We start from the raw sequence: 21,069 nt of genomic DNA on the forward strand, positions 1-21,069 counted from the left end.
GCCACCACGCTAGGCGTTCGCTCGCCGCAGCCGTTCGGCCGCCTGCTCCCGCACGGCCTCGCCGCACACCGGTGGGGTGCCGTGCAGTGCCTCCCACCGGGCGTTGTGCGCCGCCGGCCACAGGCTCGCCGCCCACGCGACCTCCAGCTCCCGCGGGGTGAACCGGCGTCCCCGCAGGTGCTGGTAGGCGTCCAGGAACGCGGCGGAGCTCTCGACCGGCGCGAGGGTCGGCGGCGAGTCGTTGCCGAACGTCCCGCTCGCCGCACCCACCAGCGCCGCCTCCGGCTGCCACGCCAGGCTGTCCCAGTCGTGCACGACCCACACCCGCCCGTCGCGCCGGCGCAGGTTCTGCGCCTCGAAGTCGGCGTGGCCCAGCACGTTCGGCAGCCCGGAGGCCGGCAGCCGCGCCCGGACCCGCGTGGCCACCGCCACGACGTGCGCGGGCACCGCGCCCTGGTCCTTCCCGTCCAGCACAGCGATCGACGGCCACAGCCCCGGGTCGGCGTGGTCCCACCGCGCCCAGCGCGGGTTCGGCAGCGGCGGCGCGATGGCCGCGTCCGCCAGGTCGTCCATCAGCCGGGCGAACACCGCCGCGTACCGCACGGCGACCTCCGGTGCGTCGCCGCCGAGGACTTCGCCGCCGGGCCGCAGCTCCTCGGCGTGCACGGCCAGCCCGCCGACGGCGACCGCCGGCGTCAACGGACGGGCGCACGGGAACCCGCGGTCGGCCAACCGGGACTGCGCGGCCACGCACGACGCGGCCCGGCCCTCGTCCTCGCGCGCCTTCACCACCACGTCCCGCCCGTCGGCCAGCCGCAGCCCGAACGTGGTCGACATCCGTCGCGCCACGAACAGCACGGCGACGGGCTCGTCGCCCAACCGGTCCGCGCACCACCCCGGCAGCCACCCCGGCACGTCGTCCACCCGCACGTCCACGACTGTGCCAGGCGAGGGCTTGCCCGAGTGGCCCCGATCACCTACCGTCGAGTAAAAGTGAATGCATTTCGCGTATGACGGTCGGGGAGTGCGGATGAAGGTCTCGCGACGGTCGTTGACGGCCACGGCGCTGGTCGGCGCGCTGGTCCTGGTCGGGCTGCCGGCGGCGGGCGCCGCGCCGCAGCCGTACCTGGTCGGGCGGGGGATCTCCGACGTCACCGGTCCCGCCGCCGAGAACGGCATGATGGGCTACTCGTCGTTCGACCAGAAGACCACCGGCATCCACCAGCGGCAGCGCTCCCGCGCGTTCGTCGTGGTCGACCAGGCCACCGGCAAGCGCGTCGCGTACGTCAACGCCGACCTGGCGATGATCTTCCGGGCGGTGCAGGAAGCGGTGCTGGCCAGGCTCCAGACCCGCTACGGCTCGCTCTACACCCGCGAGAACGTGCTGCTGTCGGCCACCCACACGCACGCGGGCCCCGGCGGCTACTCCCACAACCTCGCCTACAACCTGTCCGTCCTGGGCATGCAGCCGCAGACCCTGGCCGCGATCGCCGACGGCATCACCGAGTCGATCGTGCGCGCGCACGAGGACCTCAAGCCGGGCGAGCTGTCCCTGGGCCGCGGCGAGCTGACCGACGCGAGCGTGAACCGCTCCCGCGTGGCGTTCGAGCGCAACCCCGACAAGGGCCACTTCCCGCTCGGCATCGACCCGGCGATGACCGTGCTGAAGTTCCGCCAGAACGGGACCGAGGTCGGCGCGATCAGCTGGTTCGCCACCCACAACACGTCGATGACCAACAAGAACACCCTGATCAGCCCCGACAACAAGGGGTACGCGTCCTACCAGTGGGAGCACGACGACCGGGGCGTGCGCTACCTGGAGGACCGGCCCGGGTTCGTCGCCGCGTTCCCCAACACCAACGCGGGCGACATGTCGCCGAACCTCAACCTGCGCCCCGGCTCCGGCCCGACCGAGGACGAGGTCGAGAACACCCGGATCATCGGCGAGCGGCAGAACCGCAAGGCCCAGCAGGTGTTCGCCGGCCCGCAGACCCCGGTCACCGGCTCGGTCGACCACCGGATGAGGTTCGTGGACATGGCCGCGGTCACCGTCGACGGCCGCTACACCACCGACGGGCGGCCCGGCACGACGTGCCCCGGCGTGGTCGGCGCGTCCACCATGGCGGGCAGCGTCGAGGACGGCCCGGCGATCCCCGGCTTCCACGAGGGCATGACCAGCCCGCTCAAGGCGCTGTTCGAGCCGCTGGACGTCGAGGTGCCGCAGTGGCTGCGGGACTGCCAGTACCCGAAGGCGTCGCTGGTGCCGACCGGGCTGGTGCAGGCCACGCCGAACGTGCTGCCGCTGCAGATCGTCAAGATCGGGCCGCTGCACCTGGTCGCCGTGCCCGGCGAGGTGACGATCGTGGCCGGCCTGCGGATCCGGCGCGCGGTGGCCGCCGAGGCGGGCGTGCCGCTGGAGAACGTGCTCGTGCAGGGCTACGCCAACGACTACAGCCAGTACATCACCACCCCGCAGGAGTACGACCTCCAGCAGTACGAGGGCGGCTCCACGCTGTTCGGCCGCAACACCCTGCCCGCCTACCAGCAGGAGTTCGCCGCGCTCGCCGCGTCACTGCGCGCCGGCACACCGGTGGACCCCGGTCCCACGCCCGGCAAGCCGCCGTTCACCGGCATCAACCTCCAGACCGGCGTGGTGTTCGACGACAAGGCGCCGTGGCACTCGTTCGGCCAGGTCCTCACCCAGCCCGCCGCCGGCTACGCGCGCGGCCAGACCGCCACGGCCGTGTTCGTCACCGGCCACCCGAAGAACAACCTGCGCCGCAACGGCACGTTCCTCGAGGTGCAACGCCTGGTCGGCGGCACGTGGACCCGGCACGCCGACGACGGCGACTGGTCCACCCGCTACCGCTGGCAGCGCGAGGGCGTGGCGAACTCCACCGCCACCATCACGTGGACCATCCCCGCCGACACCCCGGCCGGGCAGTACCGCATCGTGCACCACGGCGACTGGAAGAGCGGCTGGACCGGCGCGATCACCCCGTTCACCGGCGCGACCACGTCGTTCACCGTCGGCTAGGGGCCTTCGCGGTCCAGGGAGCCCCAGGTCGTGGCGGCGTGCTCGTCGACCAGGCGCTCGCACTCGGTGAGTACGTCATCGGCGATCCACCCGATCGGGTGGTGGCACTTGACCAGGGGCTCGTTGTCCGGGCCGCGGCCGACCTCGACGCCTTCCAGGATCCACGGCCGCGTGCCCGGCCCTCGACGTTCCCGCAGGTGGCGGTAGTCGTGCAGGCGACGGGCCACCCACAGCCGCAGGGGCCGGTCGCCCCACCAGGGTTCGATCGCCAGCGAGTTGGCGGACAGGCCGGGCAACCGCACGCCGCTCAAACCGTCGCGGCTGCGCCGGTCGCTGTCCTGCTCGGGGCCCTGTGACCAACGCACGTACAACTCGCGTGCGGGTGCCCGTTCTTCGACCAACGTCACGAGGTCGGCCAGGTCGGCGAAGGTGCGCATGCGCCCGGGTTACCGCGAGAACCGAGGTTCGAACACCGATCTCACGGGTATGGGCTAGACATGACGGAAGCGACCACGACCGCTCGCCACTCGCTGTGGTCCGAGGCGATCCCGCACGGCCGGTTCCCCGCGCTCACCGGCGAGACGGCGGTGGACGTGGCGGTGGTCGGCGGTGGCATCACCGGTGTCACCACGGCGTTGCTGCTCAAGCGCGCGGGCCTGCGGGTGGCACTGGTGGAGGCCGACCGGGTCGGCAGCGGCGTCAGCGGCAACAACACGGCCAAGGTCACCGCCCTCCAGTCCACCGTGTACTCCACGATCGAGCACAAGCACGACGCCGAGACCGCGGCCGCCTACGCCGACGGCAACACCGCCGCCGTGGAGCGGGTCGCCTCCCTGGTGTCCGAACTGGGCATCGACTGCGACCTGCGCCGCATGCCCGCCTACACGTTCGCGTTCGACGAGGCCGGCCGGGCCGCCATCGAGCAGGAAGCCCAGGCCGCGGCCAGGGCCGGGCTGCCGGTGACCCGCGACCGGGGCGAGCTCATGGGCGTGCCGTTCGCGGTCGCGGACGCCGTGCGGCTGGACGACCAGCTGGCGATCCACCCGGTGAAGTACGTGCGCGGCCTGGCCGAAGTCGTCGACGGCGACGGGTCACGGGTCTACGAGGCCGGCCGGGTGCTGCGCATCGAGGACGGCAAGCCGACCCGCGTGCACACCGACCGCGGCACGGTCGTCGCCGAACGCGTCGTCGTCGCCACGCACTACCCGATCCTGGACCGCGGCCTGTACTTCGCCCGGCTGGAGCCGGTGCGGTCCTACTGCGTCGCGGTCCGCCTCGCGTCGGGCACGCCGCCGACCGGCCTGTCCATCAGCGCGGGCAGCAGCCCGACGTGGTCGCTCGCGAGCGCCGGCGACCTGCTGATCGTCTCCGGCCAGGGCCACGCGACCGGTTCCGCGCCCGGCGAGCCGTACGAGGAGCTGACCAAGTTCGCCGCCGAGCACTGGGACATCGCCGAGGTCACCCACCGCTGGTCCGCGCAGGATCCGACCTCCTACGACAACCTGCCGATGATCGGCCCCTACACGCCCGGCTCGACCACCCTGTACGGCGCGACCGGGTTCATGAAGTGGGGCCTGAGCAACGGCACCATGGCGGCCGAGGTGCTCACCGACCTGATCGTGGGTCGGGACAACCCGCTGGCCGCGCGGTTCAGCCCGCACCGGCTGACGTTGGGCTCGACGCCCAAGCTCGCGAAGCTCAACGCCAAGGTCGCCGCGGACCTGGTCGGCGACCGGCTGAAGTCGGCCGAGGTGGACTCCGTCGCGGACGTCCCCGTGGGCGAGGCGCGCGTGGTGCGTGACGGCAGCGGCAAGGCCGGCGTGTACCGCGACGAGGCAGGCGGCGTGCACGGCGTGTCGTTGCGCTGCACCCACCTGGGCTGCCTGGTGCGGTTCAACCCCGCCGAGCGCAGCTGGGACTGCCCGTGCCACGGGTCGCGGTTCGACGTCGACGGCGCGGTGCTCGAAGGGCCCGCGACCAAGCCGCTGCCCCGGCGCGACCCTTCATGACGGTGGGCGTGGAGGAGGAGTTCCTCCTCGTGGATCCGCGGACGCGTCGACCGGTCGCGCGTGCGGCCGACGTGCTGGCCGGTGTGCGCGACCTGCCGCCGGGCGCGCAGGTCCACCGCGAGCTGAGCGGCGCGCAGGTGGAGTTCGCCAGCGGCGTCTGCGCGACGCTGGACGAGCTGCGCGAGCACCTGGCGGCCGGGCGGCGGGCGTTGGCCGAGGCCGCGCACGCCGAAGGGCTGTGGCTGGTCGCCTCGGGCACACCGCCGCTGGCCGACCCGCGACCGGCGTTGAGCGCGGGGGAGAGGTTCGAGCGGATCGAGGCGGTCTACCGGGGTCAGGTGGACGGCTACCAGTGCTGCGGCTGCCATGTGCACGTCGGCGTGCCCGACCGGGAGACCGCCGTGCACGTGGTCAACCACCTGCGGCGGTGGCTGCCGACGCTGCTGGCGCTGGGCGGCAACTCGCCGTTCGACCGCGACCGGGACACCGGGTACGCGAGCTGGCGGATGATGGACCAGGCGCGGTTCCCCGGCTCGGGCGTGCCGCCGTTCTGCCGCACCGCCGCCGAGCACGCCGACCGCGTCGACCGATTGGTGGACAGCGGCGCGATCGTGGACGCCAACCAGACGTTCTGGCTGGCCAGGCCCTCGCCGCGGTACCCGACCGTCGAGGTCAGGGTCGCCGACACCGCCGCCGCGGTGGACGACGCCGTGCTCCAGGCGGGCCTGACCAGGGCCCTGGTCGACACCGCCCGCACGGCCGGGGCCGCCCCCGAGCTGGACGACCAGGTGCTGGCCGCCGCGGTGTGGTCGGCGGCACGCTACGGGATGTCCGGTCCGGGCGTCGACCCGCTCACCGCGCGCCGGGTGCCCGCCGCGGAGCTGGTCGAGGCGCTGCTGGAACACGTGTCCGACGCGCTCGGCGACGACCGCGAGCCGATCCACGCCCTCGTGCGCGACGTGCTGGCGAAGGGCACGGGCGCGCAGCGGCAACTGAGGGCGGGATCACCCGAGGCCGCCGTCGACCTGCTCGCGTGCACACCCACCGGAACGGGTAGTCCACGGCCATGACCACAGTGGACCACGCCGTCGACCGCGCCGTGCTGCCCGCGCCGCGCGGCCCCTTGTCCGCCGCCGTCGTGGACGCCCTGCGCGGTGACCCGCCGGCCGCCGGGCTCCCCGAGCCCGGGTCGGCCGACCCGTACGGCGAAGACCTGCAACTGGCCCTGCACGTGTGCTACGAGCTGCACTACCAGGGCTTCGCGGGCGTGTCGGACGACTGGGAGTGGGATCCGGCGCTGCTGGCGTTCCGCTCCGGGCTCGAACGGGTGTTCCTCGACGCCCTGCGCGCCGACGTGCCCGGCGGCGCGGACCTCGAGGGCGTGCTGGACGAACTGCTGGTCGAACCCGTCGACGGCGTCGGCGTGAGCCACTTCCTCAAGGACGAGGGGGAGTGGTGGCACGTGCGGGAGTACTTCGCGTTGCGCTCGATCTACCACCACAAGGAAGCCGACCCGCACGCGTGGGTCATCCCCAGGTTGCGCGGCACGGCCAAGGCGGCGCTGGTGGCCGTCGAGTTCGACGAGTTCGGCGGCGGGCGCGGCGACCGCATGCACTCCCGGCTGTTCGCCGACCTGCTCGTCGGCGCGGGGCTGGACGACGGCTACCTGCGCTACCTCGACCACGCGCCGGCCGTGATGCTGGCGACGGTCAACCTGATGTCGTTGTGCGGGCTGCACCGCTCGTTGCGCGGGTCGCTCGTCGGGCACTTCGCCGCCGCCGAGATCACCACCGCCCCGAGCGCCACCCGGATGGCCAAAGCGCTGGAACGGCTCGACGCGCACCCCGACTGCGTGGAGTTCTTCACCGAGCACATCGAAGCCGACGCCGTGCACGAACAGGTGATGCGGCGGGACGTGATCGGCGACCTGCTCGCCCGTGAACCGGAGCTGACCGAGTCCGTCGTGTTCGGCGTGCAAGCCACCGAACTGCTCGAACAACGCCTCGGCGACCACCTGCTCACCGCGTGGCGAGAGGGGCAGACGGCGTTGCGCCTGCCCCTCTGAAGCACTTCCCCTACCGTCGTTTGCGGTGGCTCGTGTCGCACAGCGGGTAGCGCTTGCTGCGGCGGCACGCGCACACCGCGACGACGAACCGGTCCGAGCGCACCACCGTCCCGTCGTCCAACCGCACCTCGACGGGCCCCTCCACCAGGACGGGCCCACCGGGCACCACCGTCACCACCCTGGCTTCACGCGGCGTCGGCACGGATCACCACCAGCTCCTCGTGCTCCTGGCCCTCGTTGATGAGACCGCGGCGCGACAACCACTCCGCGCGGCCGCGCATGACCGGTCCGAACGGGATCGTGCGGCGGGCCACGACCGATGCCTTCAACCCGCCGCCGCGCAGTTGGCGCAGGGTGACGTCGGGATCGGACAACGTCGAGTGCACGACCAGGCCCATGCCCTTGTCGGCCAACAGCAACGGCATCACCGCGCACAGCCGGTCGAGCACCGAGCGCCCGTCCACGCCGCCGTCCCACGCCCGCGCGGGCCCGCGCCGCGGCACCGCCACGCTGGGCACGTACGGCGGGTTGGCCGTGACGACGTCGAACTCGGCGCTGCCGACCAGGTCGCCGAAATCACCGTGCCGCACCTTCACGGCCAGCCCGCGCAACCGGGCGTTCACCCAGGCCGCGACGAGAGCGCGCCTGCTCAGGTCGACCGCCGTGACCTCACTCGCGCCCGCCAGTCCCGAGGCGACCGCCAACGCTCCGGTGCCGGTGCACACGTCGAGCACCCGGCTGCCACGCGGCATCCCGGCCTCCTCGAGCGCCTCGGCCATCAGCCACGTGTCTTCTTGGGGCCGGTACACGCCCGGCGGCCTCCACAACCACATAGGACAGTGGTTCCCGGCGCGCCCGACCGCAAACGACAGGAATGGATGGCCACGAATGGGGAACCCCCATGGTCCCAGAACAGGGAGGTCGGATGGGCGTGGTGGAGGCGACCCGTGCGGTGGCCCGCGAACACGTGCTGGTGGCGATGCTCGGCAACATCCCCCGGTTGGTGTCGGACCCGGTCTGGCGCGCGGACGACCCGGACGAGGGACGCGGTCTGGGCGTGCTGCTGGTTCCCGGTTTCGGCTTCGGTGACTGGAGCCTGCAACTGGCCAGGACCTGGCTGCGCAAACGCGGCTACGCCCCCATCAGGGCGCGCATCGGCATGAACGTCGGCTGCACGTCCGAGCTGGTCGACCGCCTCGAACGCCGGCTGGAGCAGCACGCGGAGGCCACCGGCGGCCGGGTCGTGCTGTTCGGGCAGAGCCGGGGCGGCGGCCTGGCCAGGCTGGTGTCCGTGCGCCGGCCGGACCTCGTGCGCGGCTTGGTGATGCTCGCCAGCCCGGTGCTGGACCAGCTCGGCGCGCACCCCAGCGTGGTGCGCGTGGCGCGGACCCTGGCCCGGCTCTCCCGGGCCGGTGTCCCGGGGCTGCTCGACGAGGACTGCTTCGCCGGCCCGTGCTACGACACCAACTCCACGGCCATGGCGGAGCCGTTGCAGGTGCCGGCCATCGCGGTGTTCTCCCGCAACGACCTCATCGCGCCGTGGGAGCTGTGCGCGGACCCGTGCGCGGACTGCGTCGAGGTGGGCAGCACGCACACCGGCATGGGTCTGGACCCCGAGGTGTACCGGCTCCTGGCCCCGCGACTGGCCGCGTGGGCACGAGACCGGGAACCGGTCACGACCTCCGCCGCGGAGCGGCCGATGGCAGAGGCCGCCGCGGCGACCACGGGCTGACCCGGCGCCGCTCCCCGGTGCGCTGACCTGCCGCTCGATTGATGGTGGGCCGACCCAACGCCTTTCGGCGGCGAGCCGACCTGCTGCGTCGGCGGGCTGATCCAGCGCCTGCGGACGACGGGCTGACCTGCCGCCAACCTCCGCGGGCTGGTCCAGCGCCCTGCGGCGGCGGGCCGGCCTACCGCCTCGGCGGCACGTGCAGGCGGGAGCCGGTTGCCTCCGTGCTCGGCCACCACGCGCCGTCCTCGGCCACGTAGAACATCCGCGGCCCGATCTCGCTGATCGTGCGCACCGCGTCCACCAACCGGTCGACGTGGTCCACCCCGATGCCCAAACCCAGGCTCGCCCGCACGGCGGGCCGCTCGCCGGACAGGTGCCGTGCCAGCGGTCGGGCGCAGAAGTCGCCGTGCCGCACGCCGATGCCGTACTCCACCGACAGGGCGGTCGTCAGCAGCGCCGAGTCCACCCCGTCCACGGTGAACGCGACCATCGCGACCCGTTCGCTGGCCGGGCCGAACAACGACACCTCGGCCACCTCGGGTATCTCGGCCAGTCCCGTGCGCAACCGGGTCAGCAGCACCGACTCGTACGGCATCACCGAGTTCCAGGTGGTCCGCAACGTCTGGCAGGCCGCCGCCAGCGCCACCGCGCCCACCACGTTCGCCCCGCCCGCCTCGTGCCGCGCCGCGCCCGACGCCCACGTCACCGTGCCGTCGCCGACGTGCACGGTGGCACCGCAGCCCGCCAGGTGCGGCCGTGCCGCCTCCAGCCAGTCGGGCCGCCCCGCCAGCACCCCGATCCCGAACGGCGCGTACATCTTGTGCCCGCTGAACGCCACGTAGTCCACGTCCAGCGCGGCGAGGTCGATGGGCTGGTGGGCGGCCAACTGCGCCGCGTCCACCGCGATCCGCGCGCCGTGCCGCCGGCACAGCGCGACCACGTCCTCCAACGGCATCAGCTCGCCGGTCACGTTCAACACGGCGCTCACGGCCACCAGCACGTCGCCGCCCAACGCCCGCAGCGCCTCGTCCAGCGACCCCAGCATCTCCTCGACCGACGCCGGGATCGGCAACCGGTGCACGTCCCGCCACGGCAACAGCAACGCGTGGTGCTCGCTGGAGAACACCACCACCGTCGTCCCCTCCGGCACGGCCATCGCGAGCAGCTTCAGCGCGTCGGTCGTGTTGCGCGTGAACACGAGGTAGTCCTCGTCGCGGCAGCCGACGAACGCCCGCACCACCCGCCGCGCCTCTTCGAACCGGGCCGTGGCCATCGCGGCCAACGTGCCCGAACCCTCGTGCGAGCTGGCGTACCACGGCAGGAACGCCTGCGCCGCCTCGGCGACGGCGACCATGCACGGCGCCGTGGCCGCGTGGTCGAAGTTCGCGAACGACGCCGTGGCCCCGGAACCCAGCGGCACCTGGAGGTCCGCGCCGAGCACGGCGGGCAGCACCGACCGCGAGCCGTCCGTCGGCCGCGGCTGCGCGAACGGCCGCACGGTCCGGTCCGGGTCGAGGAACAGGGTCACCGCGCTTCCCCGGCGAGCGAGCCCTCGGCGAACGCGACGTCCTCGTCGGGCAGCGCGTCGAGGTAGTCGTGCACGCCGTCGTAGGCGAACGTCAGCACCCGCGACCCGGCGGGCAGCGACCGCGCCACCCGGCAGGCCGCGACCAGGTTCGCCGCCGACGAGATGCCGACCGCGAGACCCTCGGTCCGCATCACCCGCCGCATCATCTGCCGCGCGTCCTCGAACGACACCTGCTCCTCGTCCGACACCAGGTCCAAGTCGAGCACCGCGGGGACCAGCCCGACCGCCAGCCCCTGGATCGAGTGCGTCACGAATTTGTTGTCGCGCAACGAACAACCCTCCGGCTGCACGGCCACGACCCGCATCGACGGCCGGTGCTCCAGCAGCACCCGACCCACCCCGGTGATGTGCCCGCCCGTGCCGACGCCCGCGACCAGCGCGTCCGGCAGCCGCGGCCCGAGCGCGTCCATGATCTCCACCGCCGTGGTCCGCTCGTGGATCGCAGGGTTCGCCGGGTTGGCCTGCTGGTTGAGCATCACCCAGTCCGGGTTGTCGAACAGCAGCCCCAACGCCATCTCGGCGTGCGAGTTGTTGCCCAGCGTGTGGTCGGAGAGCCGCACCTCGGCGCCGTAGCTGCGCAGCAGCCGCTGCTTGGCCGGGCTGTAGTTGTCCGGGATCACCAGCACCAACCGGTAGCCCAGGATGGCCGCCGCCATGGCCAGCCCGATGCCGGTGTTGCCGCCGGTGGACTCGATGATCGTCTGCCCGCTGCCGCGGACCAGCTCGCCGTCCTTCTCCGCCTCCAGGATCATGTTCAACGCGATGCGCACCTTGTGGCTGCCGCCGGGGTTGAGCAGCTCCAGCTTCACCAGCAGCTCGCGGTCCAGGTCCGGTTCCAGCCGCGACAGCCGCACGACCGGCGTGTCGCCGATCGCGTCCAAGACCGAGTCGGCGATGCCCTTGCCCATGCTCACTCCTGCGTCACGTGCGGGGGGACGGTTTTCTCGCGCGGCGCGCCGAAGGTCGCGATCGCGGTGTAGCGGCCCAGCCCCGCGTCGAAGTCGAACAGCCGCGAGCCGAGCACCTCCTCGCGCGAGGTGTCCACGACGAGGTGGCGCACCGGGTACACCGGCGTGCCCTCGTAGACGGCGAACCGGTGGTCCTCGTCGCTGAAGTACGCGCCCGCGTCGGGGTGCGAGTGGTAGATCACGCGGACCGGGTCGTCGCCGTCGAACGAGTCCTCCAGCTCGCGCAGGTCGTCCACGCCGAACGCGTACCCGGTCCGGCTCTCCCGGTCGTACACCCCGGGCCGGTCCTCGATCACGTTGACGCAGTCCTTCACGCCACTGGCCCGGATGAACCCGCACGCCTCCGCCGGGTAGCGGGCCAGCACGTGCCGGTAGACCTCGGCCAGCGCCGCCTCGGTCGGCCGCCCGTCGTCGTCGACCGCGGGCACCGGGGCCGGTGTCGCGGGCGGCGGCAGCACCTTGCGCTGGTTCCACTGCGTCACGCCGAACGCGCCCAGGATCACCAACGTCAGCAGCAGGTCCACCCAGCCGAACGACGCGCCCTCGATCACCACGGCGAGGAACTGCGCGATGATCGGGAACAGCACGAACGCGAACGACACGATCACCGTGTCCATCCGCTGGAGCAGCCAGAAGTACACCGCGAACCCGATGGCGGACGCGACCACGCCCAGGTAGATCGTCGCGCCGACGCTGCGCGCGGTGAACGCGTCCGCGCCGGGCCGTTCGACCAGCAGGCCCAGACCCGTGAGCAGCACGCCGCCCACGGCCATCGGCAGGGTGTTCAGCGTCAGCGCGGGCATCCGGCCGCCGTGCTTCTTGATCATGATGTAGGCCAGCGCGTGGATCACCGCCGCGCCGAGCAGGGCCGCCACGCCGATCACGTTGGTGACCGCGACGCCCTGCGAGTGCACGATCAGCGTGCCCAGCGCGGCGAACGCGACCAGCACGGCCGCGGCCTGCGTGGTGGTGATCCGCGTGCGCAGGATCGGCACGCTGAACACGATCATCAGGATCGACACCGACGACACGCAGATCGACGCCAGGCCCGACGACACATACAGCTCGCCGTAGTTGAACAGGAAGAACGGCACGGTGAAGTAGCAGCCCACCATGAAGGCGAAGAACCAGCCCATGCCGCTCGGGTAGCGCAGCGGCTTGCGCAGCGCGAGGCAGGCCGCGATGAACGCCGGCCCGGCGACGACGAAGCGCAGGCCCGACGCGGTGAGCGGCGGCATGTCGGTGATCGCGAGCTTGATCGCGATCCAAGTCGAACCCCAGATCAGCACGACCGCAGCGAAGCTGACCGCGACCAACGCCTTCCGCTGTCGGGGAGGACCGGACGTCGAGGCGGCGGCAGCGGGCCGTGGCGCCTCGATCTCGGGAGCGGACATGGAGCGGGATCTCCAGACTGGGTTCAAGGGTGTGCTGTTCGGGCGACGACGGCGAGCCGGCGGCAGCGGATCGTGGCGGACGGGGTGGGTCGGTCGCGTTCAGCCGGCGGCGCGGGGGAGCGAGGCCACTCGCGACTTGCGGGCCAGCGGGATGCCCACCGTGACCTCCGACCCGCCGTGGCGGACCCGGATGTGCGCCACCGACCGCAGCCCGCGCGCCCGCGGCGAGATCTGGAACGTGAGGCACTTGGCGTTGTTCTGCAGCACCGACCAGTCGCCGGCGGCCAGCGGCAGCTGGGTCGGCCCCAGCAACTGCACCTCCAGCCCCGGCCGGTCGAGGTCGTTGCCGTGCAACCGGAAGCGGTACTCGCCGAGCCCTTCGACACCGTAGACGGTGATCGGCCGCGGCCCGGCGACCATCTGGTACTGGTGCAGCACGGCCACCTGCGCGCCGGCCGGCACGTCCGCGCGCACCAGCGCGTGGCTGCCGATCATGACGTCGTCGCCGACCGTGATCGGCCCGAGCACGCGGGCGAAACCACCGACCTGCACCCGGTCGCCGAGCGTCGGGTGCCGCCTGCCCCCGGGGTTGTCCGCGATGCCCAGCGCGCCCAGCACCACCCCTTGCAGGATGTAGCAGTCCGCGCCGATCGTGGCGTCCTCGCCGATCACCGTGCCCATGCCGTGGTCGATGATGAACCGGGGGCCGATCGTCGCGCCGGGGTGGATCTCCACGCCCGTGCGGACCTTGGCCAGTTCGGAGATCTTGCGCGCCAGCACGCGCTGCCGCCACGGGTCGCCGCACGGCGCGGTCAGCACCTCGTGCGCGACGCGGTAGGACAGCACCGCCTGGAAGCACGCGTACGCCTCCAGCACGTACTGCCACGAGCCCAGGCTCGCCGGATCCCGCCGCGCGAGCGCCAGCAGGTCGCCCACCGCGAGGTCGGCGGCGCGGCGGGCCGCGGCGGCGGAATCGAGGCCGAGGGCGGCCGAATCGGACACGTGCGGCGCGAGCACATTCTCCGCCGCGCGCACAATTTCCGGGTAAGCGGCGTCCGGTTCCCGGTCCACGGGACAGGCGGACTCCTCTCGAACGACAGACACCGGTTCCCCCTAGTCAACAGATGATGTCGCGGTCGGGGACATTACCTCGGTCTCCGCAGTTCGGCGACCGCAGTTTTGCGGCTCGATCAGCCGAACGGACCGCTTGATGCGCCGATCGGTCGCACTTCGTTACGCCGTCGTCGGGCAGGTTCACTGCATTGGACCAGTGGTTGGGATCGTGATTAACGCAGATTAATAAATCCGAAACACCTCGCAGTGCGATACTTCACCCGGTTGTCCCAACGACGTCCATGCGTCGGCTATATGACCAGGTCAGGCGCTATGAAGCGGTCCGAGGTCGCTCCTGCGGGGTGGGCTACCATCCCGTCGGCGCACCCGTGGCCACCTGATCGACCGGTGGCCGCAATGGTCGTGCGGGTACTGGGGAGGCAGCTTGTCCGGGGGTTTGTCGCAGGATGCCGTGGATTTCCACGCGTTCGAGTTGGCGCGCTGGCAACGCGTGGTGGACAGATATCACCGGTCTTGGGGTGAGTTGACCGGTTCGGCCGGTTCGGGCTTGCTCGACGCGATCGGCGTCGAACCGGGAACGCGGTTGCTCGACATCGCGACCGGACCGGGATATGTGGCCGGTGCGGCTTCCCGAAGAGGGGCCCGCGCGGTCGGCGTGGACTTCTCCGCGCAGATGATCGCGAAAGCGCGGGCGCTGTTCCCGGCGGTCGAGTTCCACGAGGGCGACGCGCTGGACCTGCCGTTCCCCGACGGCGCGTTCGACCGGGTCGTGATGAACTTCGGGTTGCTGCACCTGAGCGACCCGCGGCGCGCGATCGAGGAGGCGTTCCGGGTGCTGTCGCCCGGCGGGGCGTTCGGCTTCACGGTGTGGGCCTCGCCCGACGAGGCGGTGGGGTTCTCGCTGCTCTCCGACGCGATCATGGAGTTCGGCGAGCCCGTCGCACTGCCCGAGGGCCCCGACTTCTACCACTACAGCGAGCCGGACAACTGCCGCGCGGCGCTGGTCGACGCGGGGTTCGCCGACACCGGCGCGCGGGTGCTGCACCTGGACTGGCGGCTGGCGAGCGTGGACGAGCTGTTCCCGGCGTACCGGCAGGCGACCGTGCGCACCGGGGCGCTCCTCGACGGCCAGAGCGACGCCGACCGCGAGAAGATCGAGCAGCGGGTGCGGGAGACGGCGGCGCGGTTCGCCGACGGCGACGGCGGGTTGGTGATCCCGATGCCCGCGATCGCGGTCTGGGGCCGCAGGTGAGCACGTCGGTGTTAAGTGAAGAACCGCCCGCGCTCGGTGACGAATGTTCGGTGATCATTCACTCTGAAGCGTGATCTTTCGTGCGATCCTGCCTGCGTGCGGCCACCCTGCGCCGCCGCACCCGGGAGGAGACACCCCATCGTGCGACTACGACCCCTGCTGCACCCCCTTGCCGTCGTCGTGTCCGCCCTCGCCGTCGCCGCGGCCCTGCTGGTGCCCACCGCGGCCGCCGGCGCGACCCCGATCACCGTCGCCGAGGCCATCGGCCGGCAGAGCGGCGCTTCCGCCACCGTGCGCGGCTACGTCGTCGGGCAGCCCACCGCGACCAACACCGTGGTGCGGTCCGGCTTCCCGTCCGACTACGCGCTGGCGCTGGCCGACTCGCCGAGCTCGACCAACACCGGCCAGATGCTGTACGTGCAGGTCACGTCGGCGTTCCGGGCGCAGTGGGGCCTGCGGACCAACCCGGGCCTGCTCGGCAGGCTGATCGACGTCACCGGCCCGCTGAACGCCTACTTCTCGCACCCCGGCCTCACGTCGCCGACCGCGTTCGCCTTCGCCACCACGTCACCCACGTCCACCACCACGACCACGACGACCGCCGGGCCGACCGTCACCACGACCCCCGGCGGCGACTACGACGACACGTACTACCGCACCGCGCTCGGCAAGACCGGCGCGTCGCTGAAGACGGCGTTGAACGGGATCATCCGCACCAACACCAAGCTGTCCTACGACCAGGTGTGGGAGGCGTTGAAGGTCACCGACCAGGACCCGGACAACAGCGCCAACGTCATCCTGCTCTACACCGGGCGCTCGCAGAGCAAGACCACCAACGGCGGCGACCCCGACGACTGGAACCGCGAGCACGTCTGGGCCAAGTCGCACGGCGACTTCGGCACCGCGACCGGCCCGGGCACCGACATCCACCACCTGCGGCCGACCGACGTGTCGGTGAACGCGGAGCGGGGCAACAAGGACTTCGACCTCGGCGGCTCGCCGGTGGGCGAGGCACCCGGCAACTACACCGACGCCGACTCGTGGGAGCCGCGCAACGCGGTGAAGGGCGACGTGGCGCGGATGCTCTTCTACATGGCGGTGCGGTACGAGGGCGGCGACGGCTACCCCGACCTGGAGCTGAACGACAACGTCAACAACGGCACCGCGCCGTACCACGGCAGGCTCTCGGTGCTGCTGCGGTGGAACGCCCAAGACCCGCCGGACGCCTTCGAGAAGCGGCGCAACCAGGTGATCTACGACCGGTACCAGCGCAACCGGAACCCGTTCATCGACCACCCGGAGTGGGTCGCGGCGATCTGGGGCTGAGCACGCGCGGCGAACGCCCGCCTTCGGTCCCCACTGGGGTCCGGGGCGGGCGTTCGTGCGTCCTCGGCGAGCCGATCGCCCGATTCGGTGTTGACCGTTCACGATCACCCTGTTCAACTGAACGTACGACGTGTTCGAACTAGGGGGAGTCATGCGGGCGGGCATCACCATCCTTCCGGAGTACCGCTGGGCCGAGGCCAAGCCGCGGTGGCAGGCGGCGGAGTCGTACGGGTTCGCCCACGCCTGGACGTTCGACCACCTCGGCTGGGGCCCGCTGGTCGACCACCGCTGGTACGGCTCGGTGCCCACGTTGACCGCCGCGTCGCTGGTGACGTCGCGGATCGAGCTGGGGTTCATGGTCGCCTCGCCGAACTTCCGCCACCCGCTGCCGTTCGCGCGCGACGTGCTGGCGCTGGACGACGTCTCGGACGGTCGGATCTCCGTGGGCATCGGCGCGGGCGGGCTCGGCGGCTACGACGCGACGGTGTTCGGCGGCGCGGGCGTGGCCAGTCCGGCGCGGCGGTACCGGGAGTTCGTCGAGCTGCTGGACGCCCTGCTGACCCGCGAGCGGGTCGACTACTCCGGCGAGTACTACTCGGCGGTGGCCGCGCGCACCGCGCCCGGCTGCGTGCAACGTCCCCGCACGCCGTTCATCCTGGCCGCGAACGGCCCGCGCGGGATGGCCCTGGCCGCCCGGCACGGTCAGGGTTGGGTCACCCTGGGCACCGCGCGCGATTCGCTGGAGTCCTGGTGGAAGTCCCTGGCCGAGCTGTCGTCCCGCTTCGACGACGTGCTCGCCGCCGCGTCGCGCGACCGCGCCGAGGTCCGCCGGTTCCTGCAGACCGACGCCGCCCCGGTGTTCTCCCTGTCCAGCGTCGAGTGCTACCGCGACTTCCTGGGCCGGGCCGACGAGCTGGGCTTCACCGACGTCCTGGCCCCGTGGCCGAGGCAGGACGGCCCGTTCGCCGGCGACGAGTCCATCCTCGACACCGTGGCCGCCGACGTGCTGCCGACGCTGTCGACCGGTCGTCGTCACAATGAGTAAGTCCATTGTGGACGATTCGCGTGGTACCCGGCGCACCCGATGTGTGGGGCTCCGCACAGCGCCACCACCCCGATCCCGTACCGCGCCGCCCGCAGCGAGGCCGGCTCCACCGCCTGCGACGCCGACCACAACCCCCGCGCACGCCGAGCGTCGGCCAGCACCGAAGCACGCGGCCCGAGTCGAACAGCGGCAGGTACAGCCGGGTCAGGTCCACCAGGCCGTGCGTGCTCATCCCGGTCAGGTCGCCGTGGCGCAGCGCCTCCGCCGCGACCGCCGCCCGGTCCGGCGGCACACCCCGCTCCCGGAACACACCGGTGACGGTGTCCAGCAGGATCGGGTAGGGCACCAGGACGGTCATGCTCCTCCGTTCCGCGCGAACCGCACGACGATGTCGCGGACCACGTCGGCGAACCGGTCGAGGTCGGCGACGTCGGCGTGCTCACCGCGCGCGTGGGCGTTGTTGGCCTCCAGCGATCCGGGGCCGAGGACGGCGGTGCGCGCGCCCGGCACGTCGGCCAGCCAGATCGCATCGCAGGTGAATGCGGGCTCGTGCGCGGGCCAGCGCGGGGCCACGGCGTCCAGCAGCGGCACGTCCTGCGGCGGCAGGGCGGGCAGCCCGCGCTTGCGCCACACCAGCCGGGTGATGGCGGCGGCGTCGACGGCGGTGCGGTGGAACGGCGGCACGTCGCGGAAGCGGGCGGTGAACTCGGCCAGCCCTTCGCGCAACGCCGCGTCCAGCGCCACGGCCAGCACCCGCGCGGACGCCGTGCTGCCGTAGGAGAGGTTCAGCAGCAGCTCCCCGCTGCCGTACACGCGGTTGTGCATCCGGCCCGTGTGCAGCCCGGCGACGCAGACCCGGCCGTCCGGCACGCGCCCGGCCAACGCACCCGCCAGGTGCTGGGCGAGGAACCCGAGCAGCACCGACGCGTTGTGCCCGGCCTGCGGTTGGTCGTCGATCGCGTCCTCGCCCCGCACCTGCACGCACGCCGTCATCGCGGCCGTCGAGCGGGGCAGGTAGCGCAGGCCGGTCGGCTCGCAGAAGATGTTCAGGCTGCCGTGGTAGCCGGCCTCGACCAGCGGACGGGTGCCGAATACGCCCATCGCGCCGCCCTCCTCACCCGACACCGCCTGGATGAGCACGCTGACGTCCCGGCCCACCGCCGGGTCGGTCATGGCGGCGCGGACACCGGCCAGCAACGCCACCGCGGGCCCCTTGGCGTCGATCGCGCCGCGGCCGTGGAACCGGACCCCGTCGAACCCGGCGGGCTCGAACGGCGCGACCGTGTCCAGGTGCACGTTGAACATCACCACCGGCTCGGCGTGGCCGACGCGCAGCACCAGGTTCGGCTGCTTGGCCAGGAAGTCCGGGTCCTCGGCGATCGCCTCCCGCACCACCGCGGGCACGTCGTGCCGCAGCACGTCGGCCTCCCGCGCCGGACCCAGGTGCACCGTGCGCAGCCCGAAGCGCTCGGCCGCCTCCGAGTACGCGTGCACGGCCTCCCACAGGCAGACCTCGTCGGTCGTCTCCAGCGGTCCGGCGGTCGGCAGCGCGAGCAGCTCCAGCAGCAGGTCGCGGTCCTCGCCGATCACCGCGCCGACCCGATCACCGCGCCGACCCGATCACCGCACGAGTCCGGCCATCGCCCGGCCAGCCGCGACGAACGCGGTCGCCGCGTCCGGGGCGAGCGCGCCCGACTCGTGCGGGCGCGACGACACGTGCGGCTCCAGCGACCAGGCACCCCGGTAGCCGTGGGCGCGCAGCAGCGCCACGCAGTCCGCCACCCGCGCGTCACCCGATCCGGGCGGCACGAACCGGTCGCCCGTCGCGTCCTTCACGTGCACGTGCTCGACGTGATCGACCACCTCGCGCAGCAACGCGTACCCGTCGTAGCCGTGCGCGACGCCGTTGCCGGTGTCGAACAGCAGCTTCAGCGCCGGGTTGTCCACCGCGTCGAGCAGGTCCAACGCGCGCTCGGCGCTGGTGCCCGCCCAGCCCGAGCAGTTCTCGTGCAGCAGCACGACCCCGGCCGCCTCGGCCAGCTCCGCCAGCATCGAGACCCGGGTGACCACCCGGTCGCGCCACCGCCGCTCCGACAGGCCCGCGTTCGGGTACGACATGATCCGCACGAACCGGGTGCCCAGCGCGGCGCACCGGCGCAGCAGCACGTCCAGCTCGGCCAGGTCGTCCTCGAACGGCGTGCTGATCGGCCGGGCCCAGCCGCCGATCCGCGACGCCAGGCACACCGCCCGGACACCGCGTGCCGCGAGCTCCTTCGCCACCACCGCGAACTCGTCGTCGTCCAGGTCCGCGACCGCCCGCCCGTCCACCGTGCGCAGCTCCACGTGCGACCAGCCCAGCTCGGCCAGCACCGCGAGCTGCCCCGCCAGGTCCGGCGCGGCCTCGTCGGTGATGCCGGCCAGCACCGGCTGCCGTCTACCGGACATGCGCGGCCACCGGGCCGGGCGACGTCTCGCCGCGCGCCGTCGGTATCACCGGCTCGGCGCAGATGTTCTTGGCCACCGACAGCAGCTGCACCACGTCCGTGGCGAACGCGAACCCGCGCGCGTGCTGGTCGCCGGCGGCGTGGAACAGGCGGTAGGCCCGCAGCACCCACTCCGTGAGCGAGTCGTCCCGCAGCACCTCGTGCTCGCGCCGCCCGTTGACCGTGACGGTGAGCTGCGAGTGGTCGTCGTCGTCGCTGACCGCGAAGTGGCCGACCGCGCTGCCCCTCTCGAACTCCACCGTGATCCGGCGCTCCCGCACCGGCGAGGTGAGGTCCGAGCTGATCTCCGTGCGCACGCCGCTGTTGTGCCGCAGCCCTATCCGCGCGCCGCCCATCCGCGGCACGACCACGTCGCCGACGGCCAGGTCGTAGCCCGCCGCGTGCGTGACCCGCGCGCTTCCCGCGAGCCGCAACGCCAGGGCCACGCCGTGCGGCAGCTCCACGTCGAACGCGGTCTGGTGGCTGGGCCTGGTCAGCGACCGGCGGAAGCACGGCTTGTTCTGCACGATCGTGATCGACTTCGGCTCGCCGAGCGTGCCGCGGCGGACCAGTTCCATCAGCCGCACGGTGAGCGAGCTGGTCAGCCACGGTTCCACCACCGCGATCCGCAGCCCGTGCTTGCGGCGCAGCCGGATCACCCTGGCCAGGTCGTCGGTGTCGACGGCCAGCGGCTTCTCCGCGATCACGTTGCGGAAGCCGCGCTCGGCGAGCTCGGCCATCACCTCGGCGCGCGCGGACGGCGGCGTGCACACGTGCGCGACCGTATCGGCGGGGTCGAGCAGCGTGGCGGCCTCGGCGAGGCTGCCCACCATCGCCAGGCCCGGTCGTTCCGCGGGCAGCCGACGTGGGTCGCACGCCACGATCGGCCGGTCGTCGAACAGCTGTCGGACCGAGGTCCGCGCCCTGGCCAGCACCGGCAGGTGCAGATCCGCCCCGGCTCGGCCCAGTCCCACGACAAGTGTGCGCACTAGTGAGCCCCGTCTTGTCTCTCGTCCGGTCTCGAAGGCATCGGGAATGAGTGATGTCAGTTCTCAATTGATGGCCCCGACGTTGTCCCAATCGCGAACGTCTGTCA

The 21,069-nt window shown here is 72.5% G+C and carries 18 protein-coding genes and 2 pseudogenes; 9 read left to right on the forward strand and 11 right to left on the reverse strand.

Annotation, left to right across the window (positions count from 1 at the left end; translation table 11 throughout):
• Positions 1-9 precede the first annotated feature (9 nt).
• Complete coding sequence (locus LZG04_RS21870) at positions 10-930, reverse strand: hypothetical protein (RefSeq protein ID WP_233819661.1); 921 nt, start codon at positions 928-930, stop codon at positions 10-12.
• A gap of 100 nt (positions 931-1,030) precedes the next feature.
• Between LZG04_RS21870 and LZG04_RS21875 the strand changes: the two genes are divergently transcribed.
• A complete protein-coding gene (locus LZG04_RS21875) occupies positions 1,031-3,037 on the forward strand; it encodes a neutral/alkaline ceramidase (protein WP_233819662.1) in 2,007 nt (668 codons plus the stop codon).
• On the opposite strand, the gene LZG04_RS21880 is transcribed toward LZG04_RS21875, so the two are convergent.
• Entirely contained in the window at positions 3,034-3,474 is a 441-nt protein-coding gene (locus LZG04_RS21880; protein ID WP_233819663.1) for a DUF6098 family protein, read from the reverse strand. The two genes, LZG04_RS21875 and LZG04_RS21880, sit on opposite strands and share 4 nt — an antisense overlap.
• Positions 3,475-3,534: 60 nt before the next feature.
• Between LZG04_RS21880 and LZG04_RS21885 the strand changes: the two genes are divergently transcribed.
• Genes LZG04_RS21885 through LZG04_RS21895 form a run of 3 tightly spaced genes read left to right on the forward strand, consistent with a single transcriptional unit; the run spans position 3,535 to position 7,111 of the window.
• On the forward strand, positions 3,535-5,046 hold the full coding sequence (locus LZG04_RS21885; RefSeq protein ID WP_233819664.1) for an FAD-dependent oxidoreductase: 1,512 nt from the start codon (positions 3,535-3,537) through the stop codon (positions 5,044-5,046).
• Positions 5,043-6,116: a glutamate--cysteine ligase gene (locus LZG04_RS21890; RefSeq protein ID WP_233819666.1), complete on the forward strand. Its 1,074-nt coding sequence runs from the start codon at positions 5,043-5,045 to the stop codon at positions 6,114-6,116. The genes LZG04_RS21885 and LZG04_RS21890 overlap by 4 nt, the downstream gene beginning before the upstream one ends.
• Positions 6,113-7,111, forward strand: a complete 999-nt coding sequence (locus LZG04_RS21895) for an iron-containing redox enzyme family protein (RefSeq protein ID WP_233819668.1) — start codon at positions 6,113-6,115, stop codon at positions 7,109-7,111. Before LZG04_RS21890 ends, LZG04_RS21895 begins: the two co-directional genes overlap by 4 nt.
• 10 nt (positions 7,112-7,121) lie before the next feature.
• On the opposite strand, the gene LZG04_RS21900 is transcribed toward LZG04_RS21895, so the two are convergent.
• Together LZG04_RS21900 and LZG04_RS21905 are read right to left on the reverse strand one after the other, a co-directional pair.
• Entirely contained in the window at positions 7,122-7,313 is a 192-nt protein-coding gene (locus LZG04_RS21900; RefSeq protein WP_233819670.1) for a CDGSH iron-sulfur domain-containing protein, read from the reverse strand.
• Entirely contained in the window at positions 7,297-7,944 is a 648-nt protein-coding gene (locus tag LZG04_RS21905; RefSeq protein WP_233819672.1) for a HemK2/MTQ2 family protein methyltransferase, read from the reverse strand. Before LZG04_RS21905 ends, LZG04_RS21900 begins: the two co-directional genes overlap by 17 nt.
• Before the next feature lie 92 nt (positions 7,945-8,036).
• On the opposite strand from LZG04_RS21905, the gene LZG04_RS21910 reads away from it, so the two are divergent.
• Positions 8,037-8,843 (forward strand): alpha/beta fold hydrolase, encoded by an 807-nt coding sequence (locus LZG04_RS21910; protein WP_233819674.1) that lies wholly within the window; start codon positions 8,037-8,039, stop codon positions 8,841-8,843.
• 178 nt (positions 8,844-9,021) lie between these two features.
• Here LZG04_RS21910 and LZG04_RS21915 read toward each other — a convergent pair whose 3' ends face one another.
• The 4 genes from LZG04_RS21915 to LZG04_RS21930 form a co-directional block, all read right to left on the reverse strand.
• Complete coding sequence (locus tag LZG04_RS21915) at positions 9,022-10,371, reverse strand: aminotransferase class V-fold PLP-dependent enzyme (protein WP_233819675.1); 1,350 nt, start codon at positions 10,369-10,371, stop codon at positions 9,022-9,024.
• On the reverse strand, positions 10,368-11,339 hold the full coding sequence (locus LZG04_RS21920; protein ID WP_233819676.1) for a PLP-dependent cysteine synthase family protein: 972 nt from the start codon (positions 11,337-11,339) through the stop codon (positions 10,368-10,370). The genes LZG04_RS21915 and LZG04_RS21920 overlap by 4 nt, the downstream gene beginning before the upstream one ends.
• Before the next feature lie 2 nt (positions 11,340-11,341).
• Positions 11,342-12,793 carry an EamA family transporter gene (locus LZG04_RS21925; RefSeq protein ID WP_233819677.1) on the reverse strand — a complete coding sequence of 484 codons (1,452 nt, stop codon included), beginning with the start codon at positions 12,791-12,793 and terminating at the stop codon, positions 11,342-11,344.
• Positions 12,794-12,892: 99 nt separating this feature from the next.
• Positions 12,893-13,864, reverse strand: a complete 972-nt coding sequence (locus LZG04_RS21930) for a serine O-acetyltransferase (protein ID WP_233819678.1) — start codon at positions 13,862-13,864, stop codon at positions 12,893-12,895.
• A gap of 454 nt (positions 13,865-14,318) precedes the next feature.
• Between LZG04_RS21930 and LZG04_RS21935 the strand changes: the two genes are divergently transcribed.
• From LZG04_RS21935 to LZG04_RS21950, 4 genes and pseudogenes are all read left to right on the forward strand, one after another.
• Positions 14,319-15,119 carry a class I SAM-dependent methyltransferase gene (locus tag LZG04_RS21935; RefSeq protein WP_233819679.1) on the forward strand — a complete coding sequence of 267 codons (801 nt, stop codon included), beginning with the start codon at positions 14,319-14,321 and terminating at the stop codon, positions 15,117-15,119.
• Between the two features lie 213 nt (positions 15,120-15,332).
• Positions 15,333-15,665: pseudogene (locus LZG04_RS41905) on the forward strand (DUF6359 domain-containing protein); the annotation flags it as partial.
• Between the two features lie 96 nt (positions 15,666-15,761).
• Positions 15,762-16,445 (forward strand): annotated as a pseudogene (locus tag LZG04_RS21945) (endonuclease I family protein); the annotation flags it as partial.
• A 151-nt stretch (positions 16,446-16,596) separates the two neighbouring features.
• The gene (locus tag LZG04_RS21950; protein ID WP_233819680.1) at positions 16,597-17,490 is read left to right on the forward strand and encodes an LLM class flavin-dependent oxidoreductase; all 894 of its coding nucleotides are present in this window, start codon (positions 16,597-16,599) and stop codon (positions 17,488-17,490) included.
• A 354-nt stretch (positions 17,491-17,844) separates the two neighbouring features.
• Here the strand turns inward: LZG04_RS21950 and LZG04_RS21955 are convergent, their stop codons facing one another.
• Genes LZG04_RS21955 through LZG04_RS21965 form a run of 3 tightly spaced genes read right to left on the reverse strand, consistent with a single transcriptional unit; the run spans position 17,845 to position 20,947 of the window.
• The gene (locus LZG04_RS21955) at positions 17,845-19,080 is read right to left on the reverse strand and encodes a M20/M25/M40 family metallo-hydrolase (RefSeq protein WP_233819681.1); all 1,236 of its coding nucleotides are present in this window, start codon (positions 19,078-19,080) and stop codon (positions 17,845-17,847) included.
• A gap of 30 nt (positions 19,081-19,110) precedes the next feature.
• Positions 19,111-19,935, reverse strand: a complete 825-nt coding sequence (locus LZG04_RS21960; RefSeq protein ID WP_233819682.1) for a sugar phosphate isomerase/epimerase — start codon at positions 19,933-19,935, stop codon at positions 19,111-19,113.
• A complete protein-coding gene (locus LZG04_RS21965; protein WP_233819684.1) occupies positions 19,925-20,947 on the reverse strand; it encodes a Gfo/Idh/MocA family protein in 1,023 nt (340 codons plus the stop codon). The genes LZG04_RS21960 and LZG04_RS21965 overlap by 11 nt, the downstream gene beginning before the upstream one ends.
• Positions 20,948-21,069: the final 122 nt, after the last annotated feature.

Origin of the sequence: Saccharothrix sp. S26 (assembly GCF_021390395.1) — a bacterium.
Taxonomy (GTDB): Bacteria; Actinomycetota; Actinomycetes; order Mycobacteriales; family Pseudonocardiaceae; genus Actinosynnema.